Consider the following 14,727-nt stretch of genomic DNA (forward strand, 5'->3'; position numbering starts at 1 on the left):
CCGCCCAGGGGAATGGCCAAAAAGAGGCGCATTCACCCGCCTTTTGGAAGAGGGGCCTGGTTACATTTTTCGCACCCGTCCGCCTGCGCTGCCTGGCTTTGGCAGGCCCCTGCGAATCACTCGCAATAGCTGTTCGTGAAGCCCTTCCAGGGCTTGCGCAGCATGAATGGCAGGGTGTCCCAGGCGCTCCAGGTGCGCGGATCGTCGAAGTTCACCGTGGCGGCCGGCGCGATGATGGCCGTGACCAGCCAGACGCCGGAGTCCAGCCCGTGCAGCGTGAGGTTGCCACCCAGGATCACCTCGGTCTGCGCCCCGCCCAGGTTGTCGGACACGGCGGTGTAGGCGTCCGTCGTCTGGATGTTGCCGGGTGCCACGTACACCTTGAAGATGGCGCCGGTGGTGATCAGCGGCGAGCGCACCAGGGGAAAGACGAAGCTGCCGTCCCGGTGGAAGATCACATACACGTTCTGCAGCGTGCCCGGGGTGGTGCCCACCGCGGCCTTGCCGGCGTCGTATTTGATGGTGAATGCGAACTGGTCCAGTGCCGTGGCGTCGCAGGGCGAGAACTTGATGCCTGCAGGGAGGGTCTTGTTCTTGGAGGCGGCCTCGGCAGCCGAGCCCTTGGGCGCGGCCAGTGTCAGCGCCACGGAGTAGGCATAGGTGGTCGGCTGCGCCTGGGCAACTGGCGCGAATGCAGCGGCCAGGGCCGTGAGGCCGCACGCCAGGGAGCTGCGGAAAAAAGACATCGTGAACCTCGGGTCTGAATGCGAAAGGGGCGCTGCGCCGCCTGCCCTGGTCGGGGCAGGTCGCCTGCGCTTGGTCACATTTTGTATCAGAACGGTGTCACGGTGTTGAAGAAGCGGCCCAGCCAGCCGGTGACCTGGGCCTCGCCCTGGGCGCCGCGCCCGCGCGATTCCACGCGCACATTGGCCACCTGGGTGGAAGCCACGATGGAGCCGGGCTGCAGGGCACGCGGATCCACCGTGCCGGAGAAGCGCAGCACATCCACGTTCTGGTTCACGCCGATCTGCTTTTCGCCGGCCACGACCAGATGGCCATTGGGCAGCACGTCGATGACGATCGCCGTGATCGAGCCCTGGAAGGTGTTGGCGCTCTCCGTGCCGCCCTTGCCTTCAAAAGCATTTTCCGAGTTGGCCCCCACGCCCAGCTTGTCGGTGAACTTCTGGCCGGTGAACGGCAGTGCCGTCACGCCGCTGCTGACCTTGGAGGTGCGGTCCACGGTGGACGAGGATTTCTGGCTGGCCGTCACGTTCTCCACGATCTGGATGGTGACGTTGTCGCCCACCAGGCGTGCGCGCCGGTCCTCGAACGAGGGGCGGTAGCTGGCGGTGTGGAACAGGCCGCCGGTGACTGGCGGTGGCGTGCGCGGCGCCATGGCCAGGGGCGGCGGCGCGGTGGGCAGGATGTCCACGGGGGGGGGCGGGGACATGCTGGCGCAGCCTGCGCTCAGCACGGCGGCGGCCAGGGCCGGCCATGCAAGGAGACGGGTGCGGGCGCTGTGGTGCAAGGTGGAGAGGAATGTCATGGCGAGGGTCCTGGCGCAAGGGCTTGTGGCCTGTCTGCTTACATCTGGCTCAGCTTGGCCAGCATCTGGTCCGAGGTCTGGATGGCCTTGGAATTCATTTCGTAGGCGCGCTGGGTCTGGATCATGGTCACCAGCTCCTGCACCACGTTCACGTTGGAGGTTTCGAGGTAGCCCTGCATGACGGTGCCCAGGCCGTTGGTGCCGGGCGTTCCCTGCTGGGGCTGGCCGGATGCGGCGGTTTCGATGAACAGGTTCTGCCCGCGCGGCTCCAGGCCACCTGGGTTCACGAAGGTGGACATGGCGAGGTTGCCCAGGGGCTGCGGTGCGGTGTTGCCCGGTACCGTGGCGGACACGGCGCCTTCGGCGCTGATGGTCACGCTGGTGGCATTCGGTGGCACGGTGATGCCATTGGCAATCGGCAGTCCGCTGGAGTTCACCAGGCGGCCCTGCGAGTCGAGCTGGAACGAGCCGTCGCGGGTGTAGCCGATGGTTCCGTCGGGCTGCGTGACCTCGAAGAAGCCGTTGCCCTTGATGGCCACGTCCAGGTTGTTGTTGGACTGCTGCATGCTGCCCTGCATGAAGTTGCGGGCGGTGGCCACGGTGCGCACCCCCAGGCCCAGGTGCAGGCCGGTGGGCAACTGGTTCTGCTCGGTGGTCTGGGCGCCCACCTGGCGCAGGTTCTGGTAGATCAGGTCCTCGAACACCGCATTGGCGCGCTTGTACCCGGTGGTGGACACATTGGCCAGGTTGTGGGAGATGACGTCCAGCTGGGTCTGCTGGGCTTCCATGCCGGTCTTGGCAATCCACAGGGAGTTGATCATGGCGTTTCCTTGCGCTTATGGGGATGGTCAGCCGTTGATGCTCAGCAGCTGGCTGGCGGCCTTGTCATTGGTTTCGGCGGTCTGCAGCATCTTGATCTGCTGCTCGAACTGGCGCGAGGCGGCGATCATGCCGACCATGGTCTCCACCGCGTTCACGTTGGAGCCCTCGATGGCCCCTGCCAGCAGGCGCGCATTGGCGTCGTTGGGGAGCGGGTCGCCAGAGGTGGTGCGAAACAGCCCGTCATCGCCGCGCTTGAGCGGGTCTTCGGGGGTGGGCGTGGCCAGTTTCAGGCGGCCGATGGCAGCGGGGGGCTGCCCTGCTGTCTTGGCGGTGAGCGTGCCGTCCGAACCCAGCGAGACCTCCGAGCCTGGCGGCACATCAATGGGGCCGCCGCCGTCGGACAGCACGGGCAGGCCGGTGTTGGTGAGCAGGGCACCCGTGGGCGAGACCTCCAGGCCGCCGTTGCGGGTGTAGGCCTCCACGCCATCCAGGCCCTGCACGGCAAACCAGGACTTGCCGATGGGCATGGCATCCAGGGCGCGGCCCGTGCGTTGCACGGGACCGGGCGTGTCCACGTGGCCCGAGGTGGCCTCCAGCGCGAACACGCGCGTGGTGGAGCCGTCGCCTTGCAGCGGTACGGAGCGGAAGGTGGACATCTCCGCGCGAAAGCCGTTGGTGGACACGTTGGCCAGGTTGTTGGCCAGAACCGCCTGCCGGTGGGCAGCGGCGTTGGCCCCGGTCATGGAGGTGTAGATGATGCGGTCCATGGCGTTTCTCTGCGGTCAGGAGGTCATGCGCTGGATCAGCGCAGGTTCACCAGGGTGGACATGATCTGGTCCTGTGTCTTGATGGTCTGCGCGTTGGCCTGGTAGCTGCGCTGCGCGGTCATCATGTTCACGAGCTCGGCCGTGAGGTCCACGTTGGAGTCCTCCAGCGCACCCGAGCGCAGGGCGCCGAAGTTGCCGTCGGTGGCCGTGCCGGTGACCGGCTGGCCCGATTCGAAGGTGGCGACCCAGTTGTTGCCGCCCACCGAGGCCAGGCCCTGGGTGTTGCGAAAGCTCGACAGCGCGATCTGGCCCTCGGCGCGGGTGACGCCGTTGGAGTAGCGCGTCATGATCATGCCGTTGTTCTCGACGTTGATGCCCGTCAGGTCGCCTGCGGTGTAGCCGTCCTGGGACAGGTCGGACACGGCGAACTTGCGGCCGAACTGCGTGACGTCGTCCAGGTTCACGTCCACGTTGTAGGCGGGCAGGTTGTTCGGGTTGGGCGGTGTGGGGTTCACGCTGAGCGCCAGCGAGAAGCCGGTGGCCGGCGGCGTGGCGGCCGGGCCGGTGATCACGCCGTTGTTGTCGAAGGTGATCTGGCCGATGGCCGTGCCCACCACGGGCGGCACAGCCGTGGGATCGTCAAGGGTGTCGTACACGTCCCAGGTGTTGTCCGTGGCGGTCTTCTGGAAGTACAGGTTGACCGGCTTGGCCACGCCCTGGCTGTCGAACACGTTGATCGAGGTGCCGTAGGTGGCGCGCGGGGTGGCTGGCACGGGTGGTGTGGCGGCCGGGTCGCCAGCGGCGTCGGTGGCGCGCGCGTCCAGATTGAAGGCCGCAGTGATCTTCGTGGTCTGCTTGGCGGGGATGGGTTCGGACGTGGGGAACACCATGGGAATCGGGTCGGTGCCCGTGCGCAGGCCCGTGGCCGGATCAATGGGGTAACCCATCACCTTGGCGTTGTCGTTGGTGACCATGTTGCCCACCTTGTCCAGCTTGAAATTGCCGGCGCGGGTATAGGCCGAGGAGCCGTCGGGCAGCTGCAGCGTGAAGAAGCCGTTGCCGTTGATCGCCACATCCAGGCTGTTGCCGGTGATGGTCAGGTTGCCCTGGGTGAACTGCTGCGCCACGTTGGCGGTTTCCACCCCGATGCCGGCGTTGGAGCCCCCGGCCGAGCCGATGGCATTGGCCACCATTTCGGCAAACTCAGCACGCGATGCCTTGAAACCCACGGTGTTGGAGTTGGCGATGTTGTGGCCGATCACATCGAGGTTTTTGCTGGCGGCGTTCAGGCCGGAGAGGCCTTGCTGGAAACTCATGGTGTTCTCCTTGGAGGGGGCGTGTTCAGTGAAGAGTGGGCGGTTGGGGCGTCAGACCAGCGACTTGATCTGGCTGTAGTTGATGTTCTTGCCGTTGGCCAGCGTGAGCACCAGTTGGCCGTCGGTGGCGCCTGCCGCCGTGACTTTGGACAGGGTGAGGGCCGTGGATTCGAGCGTGGTGGCGCCATTGACCGCCTTGACGCGGAACTGCAGGCCCGCAGTGCTGCCCTTGTAGGCACTCGCATCCCATTCGAAGTTGTGGCGCCCCTGGTCCTTGGGGCCCAGGTCCAGGGTATCGACCACCTGGCCGCCGGGCGTCACGACTTCCACCTGCACCTTGGTGGCGGCGTACGGAATCTCGAAACCGGCCTTGCCCACGCCATCGGCCACGGTCATGCCCGTGCCTTCGGTCAGCACGTTGCGCCCGACCAGGGTCGTGCCCTGCATGACCTGCAGCGAGTTGAACTGCGCGGCCATGCTCTGCATGGTGGTGTTGAGCTGCTGGATGCCGGTGACGGTGTTGATCTGTGCGATCTGCGAGGTCATCTGGGCGTTGTCCAGCGGGTTCATCGGGTCCTGGTTGTTCAGCTGCGCAACCAGCAGCTTGAGGAACCGGTCCTGCGAGGCCGCAGGGTCGTTGGCCGCGGTCGCCTTGGCATTGGCGGTGTCGGCGGTGGGGGCGGCATTGGTGGCGCTGAGGATCATGGCGAGGGTCTCCCGGGGTTACTGGCCCATCTGCAGGGTCTTGAGCAGAAGTGACTTGGCCGTGTTCATCACCTCGACGTTGTTCTGGTACGAGCGCGACGCTGAAATCATGTTCACCATCTCCTCCACGGCGTTCACGTTGGAGTGGGTCACGTAGCCTTGCTCATCGGCAGAAGGATGGCTGGGGTCGTGGATCTTGCGGCCGGGCACATTGCTTTCGGTGATGGCGCTCACGCGCACGCCGTCTGAGCCTTCCTGTCCCATGTTGGTGGTGCGAAAGACCACCTGGCGGGCCTGGTAGGCCTTGCCGTCGGGGCCGGCCACTGCATCGACGTTGGCCAGGTTGCTGGCCACGACGTTCAGGCGCTGGGACTGCGCACTGATGGCGCTGCCCGAAACGTTGAAGATGGAGAACATGGACATGGTGGGGTGCCTCTTCTATCGCTATGGGGCTTACTGGCCCTGGATGGCGCTGAGCATGGTCTTGGCGTTGCCGTTGATGAAGCGCAGCGTGGCTTCGTAGCGCACGGCGTTGTCCACGAAGGCGGCGCGTTCGCGGTCCAGGTCCACCGAGTTGTTGTCCAGGCTGGGCTGGGTCTGCACGGAATAGGCCAACTTGCCCTTGCTCCCCAGCTCGGCCGAAGTGCCCGGGTCGGCAGAGGAGGCGGCGATGTGCCGCGGATCGGTGCCGATGGTGACCGTGGGCCGCTCGCTGGTGTAGCCGGAGCTGCCCAGCGTGGTTGTGGACAGGCGGTGTGGCGATTCGGTGAACGAGGAGCGCTCGCCCGTGGCGTTGCTCAGCGCGTCGGAGAATTTGAAGTCGCGTGCGACGTAGCCGGGGGTATCGGCATTCGCAATATTGCTGGCGATGGCGCGCTGGCGCTCGGCACGCAGGATCAGTGCGTTGCCGTGGAAGTCCAGCCGGTTGGTCATCTTGTCAAGCATGTCTGCCTCACGTCCAGGTTGCGAAAGCGCCAGCAAAAACGGTTTTCTGGCGTGGCTCGATTATGAAAACCGCCCGGATTTTCTAAAGCGCGAAGAGCCCGCGTTTGGGGCCGCAGTTCGGGGGTTCGGCGGCGGCCAGGGGGCCTACAGTGATGGTCGTGAAATGGCCCCTGCACCGTGTCGCAGGGCCGCACTGACGTACCAGGAGGCGCCCCATGGCATCAGCATTCCCATCCCTGTTCACGGCCGGCCGCACCGCGCTGGCCGCACTGGCCTGCGTGCTGGCCGCTGGCATGGCCCAGGCCCAGGCAGTGGCCGACCCCGCCGCAGACCTGCCCGCCCTGACCCAGCGCTGGCTGGACGATGCGATCACGCGCAACCAGCCTGCCGGCCTGCCGCTGCGCATGGAGGTGAGCATTGGTGCGCTGGACAGCCGGTTGCGCCTGGCCCCCTGCGCCCGGGTCGAACCCTATCTGCCGGCAGGTTCGCGCCTGTGGGGCCGCACCCGGCTGGGCCTGCGCTGCGTGGAAGGGCAGACCGCCTGGAACGTGTTCCTGCCCGTCACGGTCAAGGCCTGGGGTCCGGCGTGGGTGCTGACGGGCAATGTGTCCTCCGGTGCCGTGTTGAGCGCCAATGACGCCACCGAGGCCGAGGTGGACTGGGCGGCCGATGCGGCCGCCATCGTGGCCAATCCCGACCAGTGGGTCGGCCAGATCGCCTCACGCCCCCTGGTGGCAGGGCAGGCCTTGCGCCAGCCGATGGTGCGTGCACCGAGCATTTTCAAGGCCGGCGCCCAGGTGCGGGTGGTGGCGCAAGGGCCGGGTTATGCGGTAACCTCGGCAGGGCAGGCACTCTCTGCGGGCGCCGTAGGGCAGACTGTGCGTGTACGCATGGACAATGGCCGTACCATCTCTGGTATTGTGGGTGAAAATGGGACGGTTGACGTTACCCTTTGATTCATCCCGCCTGCATAAATAGCTAAAGTCCAGCGCCAAAGGGTCGAAAACATTGCTACGAGCTCCGTGTCATCGGAGCGCTGGAGAAGGCGATGAAGATAGGTCAACAACCGGAACTTCCGGGCGCACTGTCGCAAACGGGGCAGGCCAAGCAGGCCAAGGCCCCCGCTGCAGCCCCTGCTACGCCCCAAGGAGTGGCAACGGGCACTGCGGCTGCCCCGGCCCCTGGCGTGCCTGTAACGGTTTCCACCGCAGCACGTGCCCTGGACCAGACGGGCCGTGCCTCGGGCGATTTCGACACCAAGAAGGTGGCGGCGGTGCGTGCAGCCATTGAAAAGGGCACGTTCACGGTCAGCGCCGGCGCGATTGCCGACAAGCTGCTGGCCAACGCCCAAGAGATTTTTTCCCGCTCGCGCGGCTAGCGTGACCCCTTTCTTCCAGGCGTCACCGGTCCGCATTCACCAGGACAAGCCGTGACCACGCCTCTGGAAGACGCCTTGCAGGCCGTCGAGCAGCACATCGAGATGGTGTCTGCCGCCCTGCTCAAGGCCGATGCCCCCACCCTCGAACAAGCAAGCACCGGGCTGCGCGACACTGCAGCCCGTTTTTCGTATGCGCTGGACCTGTCGCGCCAGCAGGTGAGCAGCATCACCCCCGCCCTCAAGGCCCGCATGGACGCCATCGCCGCCACCCTGGTGGTGCACCGCGAAAGCCTGGCCCGCCTGGCTGCCATCACCGACCGCCAGACCGCCGTGCTCGTCCCGTCCCAGGACAGCTCTGCCAATGCCACCTACGGCAACGGCCTGGGCGGCAAGCAACAAGCCGCCGGCATCGCCAAGATCTACCGCTCGGCCGGCTGATCGGCGCGCGGCAAAGTCGCGCTGTATGGCCACGATTCTTTTTTGTACTAGTACATAGGCGCTGCCCTGAATGGCGCGCAAGCGCCAGGGCAAACCCGTGGATAGCGCGCTGCCCCATACCAGGGCAGCCGTGCAAGGGCCGCCCCGCCGCACTGGCTGCGTCCCCCTTCCCGAATTACGCAGTAATTCGAGAGAAGGGGTGAAGGCGCGTCAGCGCCTCAGGGGGATGTACTAGGGCCTGTTCACACTGATTTCGGGGATCGCGTTGCCCGGCCTGGGGGCTGGATGCAAGGCGCCCGTGCGCAGCAAGGGGTGCACCTTGCAAGCGCGGGCAACGCCGCAGACGGCCCCCAGGCCGGGCAACCCGAAGGGAAGGCCCTTGCCGGCGCGCCACTCGTCGTTGCGCTCCTTGCGTGTGCAAGGGCACACGCTGCGTCGCGCGCCTAGATTGGCACGCCGGCAAGGGCCTTCGCGACCCCGAAATCAGTGTGAACAGGCCCTAGTGACTGCGCATCTTCGCCCGCAAGCGAGCGATCGACTGGCTGTGCAGCTGGCACACACGGGATTCGGTGACCCCGAGCACGGCCGCTATCTCCTTGAGATTCATGTCGTGCTCGTAGTACATGCCCATGATGTGCTGTTCGCGCTCGGGCAGTGACTCGATGGCCGTGACCAGCGCCGAGCGCAGGCGGTGGTCGCGCAGCATTTCGAGCGGGTTGGCTGCCTCGTCGCCCACATGGCGGTCGAGGAAACCATCATCGTCGTCATTGCTGTGGGTCATGTCCTCCAAGTACACGAGCTGCGTGCCCCGCACCCGGCCCAGCAGGCTCTGGTATTCGGGCAGGGCCATGCCCATCTCGCTGGCGATCTCCGATTCGAGCGGGCTGCGGCCCAGGCGCTGCTCCAGCCGGTTGACGGCCTGCTCGATGTCCTTCTGGCTCTTGCGCGAACTGCGCGACATCCAGTCGCCCTCGCGCAGCTCATCGAGCATGGCGCCGCGGATGCGCTGGGTGGCAAAGGTCTCGAACTGCACGCCCTGTGCGGCCTCGTAGCGCGAAAGTGCTTCCGCCAGGCCCATCATGCCGACCTGGATCAGATCGTCCAGCTCTACATTGGGAGGCAGCTTGGCGATCATGTGGTGTGCGATCCGCCGTACCAGGGGCACGTGCTGGCGAATCATCGCATCACGATCGAGCTGGCCTTTGGCGGTGTACATCAGATCAGTGGCTCCGGAGAAGATGTGCAGCTGCAGGTATACCAGCAAAATTGCTGGATGCAATTGCAGCTGCAGCCGCCATCGTTCCATTGATGGTGCCCGCGTTTTCCAGCAGTTGCAAGGCCAGGCGCTGCAGGTCCTGGGGATTCTGGGTGGAGACGGCGGTAGTGTGCACCTGACCGCCCAGGTGGCGCTCGGCGCAGTCCTGCAATGTCTGCAATGCGGCAAGGGTCTTGCGGCGCTCGGCCGTGCCCGAGCCGCGCAACAGTGCCGCCACGGTGCAGGACAGGCCGGTGTGCTGGGCCATCTGCTTCAAGCTCTTGTAGGTGGTGAGCACGCCTGCGGCGGCGCCCTCCATCACCATCAGCGGCATGGTCCGGGTGTGGGTGAGCAACTGGCCCAGCAGGGGCGGTGGGGCGTGCAGCACCAGGATGCTGTAGGCGCGCACGTAGGGCTGGATGTCCTGCAGCGGCGAGACATGCGCCGGGCGGTCGGCCCGGCTGATCTGCCACAGGCCCCGAGCGGCGGGGATCACCGCCAGGGAGGAGGCTGCGGCGCCCTGGTCCATGCCGTCGTGCCAGGGTGCCCGGCGCAGCAGGTGGTACAGGCCCGGGGACTCGTCGGTCTCGTAGCCCGTGGCGTCGAGCACCACAACCGGGTAGCCCATCCGCTGCAGGCTGGCGCAGATCTGCCACAGGGTCTCGAGGCCGCTGCCGGCCTGTTCCTGGCTGGCCACGGCCAGCACGCGCAGTTCGGTCTGCGGGGTGAGGCTTTGCAGCCCCGCAGCCTGGTGAAAGCCGGTATCAAGCATCGACCAACCCCCTGTCGGTTACCAATTCGGGTGAATGCGAGAAGAAGAAATTCAGGTCGCTGGCTTTGGGGTCGAACGGCGACTTGACCGGCGCGCGCATCGAGGTGCTGATGAGCTGGTGGGCATCGGCCGCTTCCCAGTCCTCGGGCACGCGCTGGCCATTGGTCACGCCGCGCAGCACCATCTGGTGGCGGATCAGGGCGTCGATGGAGGGGCCCAGCTTCACGGCCTCGTCCACCTTGGACAGGATGGCCTGCTGCGAGCCCTTGGTCCTGAAGGCGGTCAGCACATCGTCCAGCGTGTCGCCGTGGCAGCCGGCATTGAGCACCAGCAGGCGGTTGACGTGGGGCAGGTCCAGCACGTCGAGCATGTCGCGCTTGCGTGGATCGCGTGGGGCGACGCCGGTGGTGTCGATCAGGACCATCTTCTTGCCGCTGAGCAGGCCCAGCAGGTCCTGCAGTGCTGCACGGTCGTGGGCCAGGTGGGCCACGATGCCCAGCATGCGGCCATAGGTGCGCAGCTGTTCATGGGCGCCCACGCGGTAGGTGTCCAGGGTGATCAGGCCCACGCTGCCGGGGCCATGGATGCGCGCGCACAAGGCGGCCAGCTTGGCAGTGGTGGTGGTCTTGCCGACGCCGGTGGAGCCCACCATGGCGAAGATGCCACCCTGCTCGTACAGGGGCGCGGCATCCGTGTCGGTCTTGAGGTTGCGTTCCAGCACCTCCATGAGCCAGCGCACGGATTCGCCGGCCGAGAGTTCCTCGGGCATGCGCTCGAGCACGGCGCGGGCCAGGGCGGGCGAGTAGCCGGCGCGGATCATCTTCAGCATCAGGTTGGACTGGATCGGATTCTGGCGCGCCTGGCCCAGCCAGGCCAGCGTGTTGAAGCGGTCCTCGATCAGCTCCTTCATCGAGTGCAGCTCGCTCATCAGGTTCTGCTGGTTGTTCACCTGTGCGTTCGACAGCGAGGGGGCTTCCTGGCGCTGCTGCTGCTGCTTGCGGGGCGCGGGCTCTGCAAGGTCCATGGGGATCGAGCGCAGCGGGTTGTGGCGCGCCACCTGGGCGGCGGGGCGCTCACGGGCCAGCTCAGCGGCACGGTCGCGGCTGCGCTCCATCATGGGAACCGGGTCGGACGGGCCGCTGATGGCCTCGTGGCGGCGGCGCAGCATGCGCTCGCGCACATAGTCCTGGAAGGACAGGGTGCTCATGGCCAACTGCTCGGTGTCTTCCTCCACCGGGTTGCGGTGGGCCGCAGCGGCCGGCTGCTGCGCAGCGCGGGGCGGCTGCTGTTGCAGCTGCTGGCGCTGGCTGGCCTGTGCCAGGGGGGAGGGCGCGCTCGATTGCCTGGCCGCCGCGGCGCTGTCCAGCGACGAGAGCGTGTCCTCGGCGGTGGCCATCACCTCCACGCCGTTGGCGGTGGGGCGGTTGGACAGGATCAGTGTGCCCTCGCCAAAGGCCATGCGTGCTTTGGCCAGTGCTTCACGGGACGTAGCAGCGTGAAAGCGTTTGATGTTCATGATGCACCTTTGAGGATGGGCCCAATGCGGATGGTGTGGGTCTCAGGGATTTCGCTGTGCGCAAGGACCTGCAGGCGGGGCGCCACGCGGCGCACCAGGCGGGAGATCGCAGTGCGGATCTGGTCGGGAACAAGCAGGCAGGCGGGCAGGCCCATCTCCTCCTGGCGCAGGGCCACTTCGGCGGCCTTCTGCGTCAGGATGTCGGCCACGCCAGGGTCCAGCGCCGGGCTGGCGGTGTTGCCCAGGGCCTGCACCAAGAGGCGCTCCAGGCCGGGTTCGATGGCGATGACGTTGAGCTCGCGCGTCGGGCCGTAGATCTGCTGGACGATGGCGGGCGACAGGGCGATGCGTACGCGGCGCGCCAGTTCCACGGGGTCGGAGATGCCACCGGCGTGCTCGGCCAGGGTCTCGATGATGGTGCGGATATCGCGGATGTGCACAGACTCCTCCAGCAGCAACTGGAGGACTTTCTGGAACGTGGCGATGGAGACCATTTTCGGGACGACTTCTTCGATGAGCTTGGGGGCCAGTTTGGCGACGTGTTCCACGAGTTGCTGCGTTTCGGTGCGGCTCAACAGCTTGGCTGCCTGCACTTGCATCAAGTGTGACAAATGCGTCGCCATCACGGTTTCCGAATCAACGACCGTAAAGCCGGCCATTTGCGCCGCTTCCTTCTGGCGATCATCGATCCAGTGCGCGGGCAGACCGAAGGCCGGGTCGGTGGTCGGGGTACCGATCAGCGGCGTGGTGATGCCGCCGGGGTTGATGGCCAGGAACATGCCGGGGAAGGCCTCGCCTTCGCCCACCACCACGCCACGCAGCGTGATGCGGTAGCCGCTGGGCTTGAGTTCGAGGTTGTCGCGCACATGCACGGCAGGGGGCAGGAAGCCCACTTCCTGCGCAAACTTGCGGCGTACGCCCTTGATGCGGGTCAGCAGGTCGCCCTGGCGGCTCTTGTCCACCAGCGTGATCAGGCGGTAGCCCAGTTCCAGGCCGAGCAGGTCCACGGGCTGCAGGTCGTCCCAGGTGGCTTCGCCATCGGCGGCCACGGGGGGCGGCGGGGCCACTTCCTCGGGCACCTGCTGGCGCTCGTAGAGCGTCCACGCCCAGTAGCCGAGCAGCGCTCCGGTGATCAGGAACACCAGGTGCGGCATGCCGGGGATGAGGCCGAGCAGGATCAGGATGCCGGCCGTGACGCCCAGCACGCGGGGCGACATGAACAGCTGCTGCACGATCTGGCGGCCCATGTCCTGTTCCTTGCCGACGCGCGAGATCACCATGGCAGCGGCCACCGAGATCAAGAGGCCGGGGATCTGGGCGACCAGCGCATCACCGATGGCCAGCAGGATGTAGCTGTCGGCGGCCTGCTTGGCGGTGAGGTCGTGCTGCAGAACGCCGATGGCGAAGCCGCCGATGATGTTGATCAAGAGGATCAGGATGCCGGCGACGGCATCGCCGCGCACGAACTTGGAGGCACCGTCCATGGAGCCGAAGAAGTTTGCTTCCTCGCCAACTTCGGCGCGGCGGCGCTTGGCTTCCTTCTCGTCGATCAGGCCGGCGTTGAGGTCGGCGTCCACCGCCATCTGCTTGCCGGGCATGGCATCCAGCGTGAAGCGGGCCGACACTTCGGCAATGCGCTCGGCGCCCTTGGTGATCACCACGAAGTTGATCACCACCAGGATGGCAAACACGATCAGGCCCACGGCAAAGTTGCCGCCGATCAGGAAGTGGCCGAAGGCCTCGATCACGGCGCCAGCGGCACCGGGGCCGGTGTGGCCTTCCAGCAACACGACCCGGGTGGAGGCCACGTTCAGCGACAGGCGCATCAGCGTGGTAAGCAGCAGCACCGAGGGAAAGGCGGCAAAGTCCAGCGGCCGGATCATGTAGGCCGAGACCATCATCACCATCAGGGCGACGGCGATGTTCAGCGTGAAGAAGGTGTCCAGCAGCCACGGCGGGATGGGCAGCACCATCAGCGCCAGAATGGCCACCACCAGCAGCGGTGCCGACATGCCCTGGAGGGCCGATGTGTTCTTGCCCGCCCACAGCCGAAGGTAATTCACGGAATTGTTCATGGGGCGGTGCCTTGCACGGTGGAAGACGTCTTGTTCAGCGGATCAAGCTCAGGGGGAACGAAAGGCTCAACCAGCGCGTCGGGCATCTGCCCTTCGCCGCGCAGAGCGGCCTTGAGGCGGTACACATAGGCCAGTACCTGGGCCACAGCGGCGTACAGGGTGGCGGGGATGGCCTGGTCGATCTCGGCATGCGCGTAGAGCGCGCGGGCCAGCATGGGGGACTGCAGCACCGGCACGTCGTGGGCGCGGGCCAGGTCACGGATGCGCATGGCCGTGAGGTCGGTGCCGCGCGAGATCACCTGCGGGGCGGCCATGGTCTTGTCGTCGTACTTCAGGGCCACGGCATAGTGGGTGGGGTTCATCACCACGAAATCCGCCTTGGGAACCGCCGCCACGCTGGCGCCGTCCGCCATCTCGCGCTGCTTCTGGCGGATGCGGCCCTTGGTATGCGGGTCACCGTCGGATTCCTTGTGTTCCTGCTTGACTTCCTCGTGCGACATCTTCAGGCGCGCCTTGAAGAAGTAAGACTGCAGCGGCACGTCGATCAGTGCTGCCAGAAAAACCACCAGCAGCATCAGGCTGACGCCGGAGGTGAGCCACTCGGACATGTGGCGGATCGCCATGGGCGAGGGCTGCAGCACCAGCATGGCCACGCGCTCGATGCTGCCCGACATGTAGTGCCAGGCCACGGCGGAGATGATGGCCGTCATCAGCACCATCTTCGCCACGTTGGCCATCTGCTGCTTGGAAAACAGGTTCGCCACCCCGGAGATGGGGTTCAGGCGGTTGAACTGGGGGCTGATGGGCTTCATGCTGAAGATCCAGCCGCCGGCACCGATGGCGCTGAGCAGCGCGGCGCCGCTGGTGAGCAGCGCGAACACCGTGCTGGCTACCAGGCCCACGATGACCATGGTCTGCATGCGATCGACCATGGTGGCGGGCGCCATCACGATGCTGGCGTTGAACACCAGTTGGTGGGCCAGCGCCTGCTGCAGGTGCTCCATGAGCGTTGGAGCCAGGACCAGCATGGCGGCGCCGCCCGCACCCAGAATGGCCAGGTGGGACAGGTCGCGTGAACGCGCACCCTGTCCGTCCGTGCGTGCCTTCTGCAGCTTTCGCTCGGACGCCGGTAGGCTTTTTTCTTGGCTGGATTCCATGATGGCGTGACAACTTGTGTCCTGCCATTGTCGTG

16 protein-coding genes are annotated in these 14,727 nt (G+C 66.3%); 3 read left to right on the forward strand and 13 right to left on the reverse strand.

Annotation, left to right across the window (positions count from 1 at the left end; translation table 11 throughout):
- Window positions 1–116: 116 nt before the first annotated feature.
- From ACSQ9E_RS32220 to flgB, 8 genes are all read right to left on the reverse strand, one after another.
- The gene (locus tag ACSQ9E_RS32220; RefSeq protein ID WP_436220133.1) at window positions 117–746 is read right to left on the reverse strand and encodes a hypothetical protein; all 630 of its coding nucleotides are present in this window, start codon (window positions 744–746) and stop codon (window positions 117–119) included.
- Between the two features lie 86 nt (window positions 747–832).
- The gene (locus tag ACSQ9E_RS32225; RefSeq protein WP_057204080.1) at window positions 833–1,546 is read right to left on the reverse strand and encodes a flagellar basal body L-ring protein FlgH; all 714 of its coding nucleotides are present in this window, start codon (window positions 1,544–1,546) and stop codon (window positions 833–835) included.
- A 38-nt stretch (window positions 1,547–1,584) separates the two neighbouring features.
- On the reverse strand, window positions 1,585–2,367 hold the full coding sequence (flgG, locus tag ACSQ9E_RS32230; RefSeq protein ID WP_057204081.1) for a flagellar basal-body rod protein FlgG: 783 nt from the start codon (window positions 2,365–2,367) through the stop codon (window positions 1,585–1,587).
- A 27-nt stretch (window positions 2,368–2,394) separates the two neighbouring features.
- Window positions 2,395–3,135: a flagellar basal body rod protein FlgF gene (locus ACSQ9E_RS32235; protein ID WP_057204082.1), complete on the reverse strand. Its 741-nt coding sequence runs from the start codon at window positions 3,133–3,135 to the stop codon at window positions 2,395–2,397.
- 35 nt (window positions 3,136–3,170) lie between these two features.
- Window positions 3,171–4,451: a flagellar hook protein FlgE gene (gene flgE, locus ACSQ9E_RS32240; RefSeq protein ID WP_057204083.1), complete on the reverse strand. Its 1,281-nt coding sequence runs from the start codon at window positions 4,449–4,451 to the stop codon at window positions 3,171–3,173.
- Between the two features lie 51 nt (window positions 4,452–4,502).
- Window positions 4,503–5,156 (reverse strand): flagellar hook assembly protein FlgD, encoded by a 654-nt coding sequence (locus ACSQ9E_RS32245; RefSeq protein ID WP_436220134.1) that lies wholly within the window; start codon window positions 5,154–5,156, stop codon window positions 4,503–4,505.
- An 18-nt stretch (window positions 5,157–5,174) separates the two neighbouring features.
- Window positions 5,175–5,579: a flagellar basal body rod protein FlgC gene (gene flgC / locus ACSQ9E_RS32250; protein WP_057204085.1), complete on the reverse strand. Its 405-nt coding sequence runs from the start codon at window positions 5,577–5,579 to the stop codon at window positions 5,175–5,177.
- Between the two features lie 30 nt (window positions 5,580–5,609).
- Window positions 5,610–6,101, reverse strand: coding sequence for a flagellar basal body rod protein FlgB (flgB, locus tag ACSQ9E_RS32255; protein ID WP_057204086.1), 492 nt, complete (start codon window positions 6,099–6,101; stop codon window positions 5,610–5,612).
- Window positions 6,102–6,316: 215 nt separating this feature from the next.
- On the opposite strand from flgB, the gene flgA reads away from it, so the two are divergent.
- The 3 genes from flgA to ACSQ9E_RS32270 all read left to right on the forward strand — a co-directional run bounded on the left by flgA (window position 6,317) and on the right by ACSQ9E_RS32270 (window position 7,917).
- Window positions 6,317–7,057: a flagellar basal body P-ring formation chaperone FlgA gene (gene flgA, locus ACSQ9E_RS32260; protein WP_057204087.1), complete on the forward strand. Its 741-nt coding sequence runs from the start codon at window positions 6,317–6,319 to the stop codon at window positions 7,055–7,057.
- Window positions 7,058–7,149: 92 nt separating this feature from the next.
- Window positions 7,150–7,479, forward strand: a complete 330-nt coding sequence (gene flgM, locus ACSQ9E_RS32265; RefSeq protein WP_436220135.1) for a flagellar biosynthesis anti-sigma factor FlgM — start codon at window positions 7,150–7,152, stop codon at window positions 7,477–7,479.
- Window positions 7,480–7,530: 51 nt separating this feature from the next.
- On the forward strand, window positions 7,531–7,917 hold the full coding sequence (locus ACSQ9E_RS32270; RefSeq protein ID WP_082604314.1) for a hypothetical protein: 387 nt from the start codon (window positions 7,531–7,533) through the stop codon (window positions 7,915–7,917).
- A 499-nt stretch (window positions 7,918–8,416) separates the two neighbouring features.
- On the opposite strand, the gene ACSQ9E_RS32275 is transcribed toward ACSQ9E_RS32270, so the two are convergent.
- The 5 genes from ACSQ9E_RS32275 to ACSQ9E_RS32295 are packed head-to-tail and all read right to left on the reverse strand — an operon-like array spanning window position 8,417 to window position 14,692.
- Window positions 8,417–9,133 (reverse strand): RNA polymerase sigma factor FliA, encoded by a 717-nt coding sequence (locus tag ACSQ9E_RS32275; RefSeq protein ID WP_057204145.1) that lies wholly within the window; start codon window positions 9,131–9,133, stop codon window positions 8,417–8,419.
- A gap of 4 nt (window positions 9,134–9,137) precedes the next feature.
- Window positions 9,138–9,944: a hypothetical protein gene (locus tag ACSQ9E_RS32280; RefSeq protein WP_057204089.1), complete on the reverse strand. Its 807-nt coding sequence runs from the start codon at window positions 9,942–9,944 to the stop codon at window positions 9,138–9,140.
- Entirely contained in the window at window positions 9,937–11,460 is a 1,524-nt protein-coding gene (gene flhF / locus ACSQ9E_RS32285) for a flagellar biosynthesis protein FlhF (protein WP_436220136.1), read from the reverse strand. Before flhF ends, ACSQ9E_RS32280 begins: the two co-directional genes overlap by 8 nt.
- On the reverse strand, window positions 11,457–13,535 hold the full coding sequence (gene flhA / locus ACSQ9E_RS32290) for a flagellar biosynthesis protein FlhA (RefSeq protein WP_057204091.1): 2,079 nt from the start codon (window positions 13,533–13,535) through the stop codon (window positions 11,457–11,459). The genes flhF and flhA overlap by 4 nt, the downstream gene beginning before the upstream one ends.
- The gene (locus ACSQ9E_RS32295; protein WP_057204092.1) at window positions 13,532–14,692 is read right to left on the reverse strand and encodes an EscU/YscU/HrcU family type III secretion system export apparatus switch protein; all 1,161 of its coding nucleotides are present in this window, start codon (window positions 14,690–14,692) and stop codon (window positions 13,532–13,534) included. Before ACSQ9E_RS32295 ends, flhA begins: the two co-directional genes overlap by 4 nt.
- Between the last annotated feature and the right edge of the window lie 35 nt (window positions 14,693–14,727).

This window comes from Acidovorax sp. LjRoot118 (assembly GCF_964253575.1).
Classification (GTDB): Bacteria; Pseudomonadota; Gammaproteobacteria; order Burkholderiales; family Burkholderiaceae_C; genus Acidovorax.

What these genes read in the sequence shown, in the direction of transcription:
- ACSQ9E_RS32220 (WP_436220133.1), bottom strand. Translation starts at nt 746, where the DNA reads ATGTCTTTTTTCCGCAGCTCCCTGGCGTGCGGCCTCACGGCCCTGGCC.
- ACSQ9E_RS32225 (WP_057204080.1), bottom strand. Translation starts at nt 1,546, where the DNA reads ATGACATTCCTCTCCACCTTGCACCACAGCGCCCGCACCCGTCTCCTT.
- flgG (WP_057204081.1), bottom strand. Translation starts at nt 2,367, where the DNA reads ATGATCAACTCCCTGTGGATTGCCAAGACCGGCATGGAAGCCCAGCAG.
- ACSQ9E_RS32235 (WP_057204082.1), bottom strand. Translation starts at nt 3,135, where the DNA reads ATGGACCGCATCATCTACACCTCCATGACCGGGGCCAACGCCGCTGCC.
- flgE (WP_057204083.1), bottom strand. Translation starts at nt 4,451, where the DNA reads ATGAGTTTCCAGCAAGGCCTCTCCGGCCTGAACGCCGCCAGCAAAAAC.
- ACSQ9E_RS32245 (WP_436220134.1), bottom strand. Translation starts at nt 5,156, where the DNA reads ATGATCCTCAGCGCCACCAATGCCGCCCCCACCGCCGACACCGCCAAT.
- flgC (WP_057204085.1), bottom strand. Translation starts at nt 5,579, where the DNA reads ATGTCCATGTTCTCCATCTTCAACGTTTCGGGCAGCGCCATCAGTGCG.
- flgB (WP_057204086.1), bottom strand. Translation starts at nt 6,101, where the DNA reads ATGCTTGACAAGATGACCAACCGGCTGGACTTCCACGGCAACGCACTG.
- flgA (WP_057204087.1), top strand. Translation starts at nt 6,317, where the DNA reads ATGGCATCAGCATTCCCATCCCTGTTCACGGCCGGCCGCACCGCGCTG.
- flgM (WP_436220135.1), top strand. Translation starts at nt 7,150, where the DNA reads ATGAAGATAGGTCAACAACCGGAACTTCCGGGCGCACTGTCGCAAACG.
- ACSQ9E_RS32275 (WP_057204145.1), bottom strand. Translation starts at nt 9,133, where the DNA reads ATGTACACCGCCAAAGGCCAGCTCGATCGTGATGCGATGATTCGCCAG.
- ACSQ9E_RS32280 (WP_057204089.1), bottom strand. Translation starts at nt 9,944, where the DNA reads ATGCTTGATACCGGCTTTCACCAGGCTGCGGGGCTGCAAAGCCTCACC.
- flhF (WP_436220136.1), bottom strand. Translation starts at nt 11,460, where the DNA reads ATGAACATCAAACGCTTTCACGCTGCTACGTCCCGTGAAGCACTGGCC.
- flhA (WP_057204091.1), bottom strand. Translation starts at nt 13,535, where the DNA reads ATGAACAATTCCGTGAATTACCTTCGGCTGTGGGCGGGCAAGAACACA.
- ACSQ9E_RS32295 (WP_057204092.1), bottom strand. Translation starts at nt 14,692, where the DNA reads ATGGAATCCAGCCAAGAAAAAAGCCTACCGGCGTCCGAGCGAAAGCTG.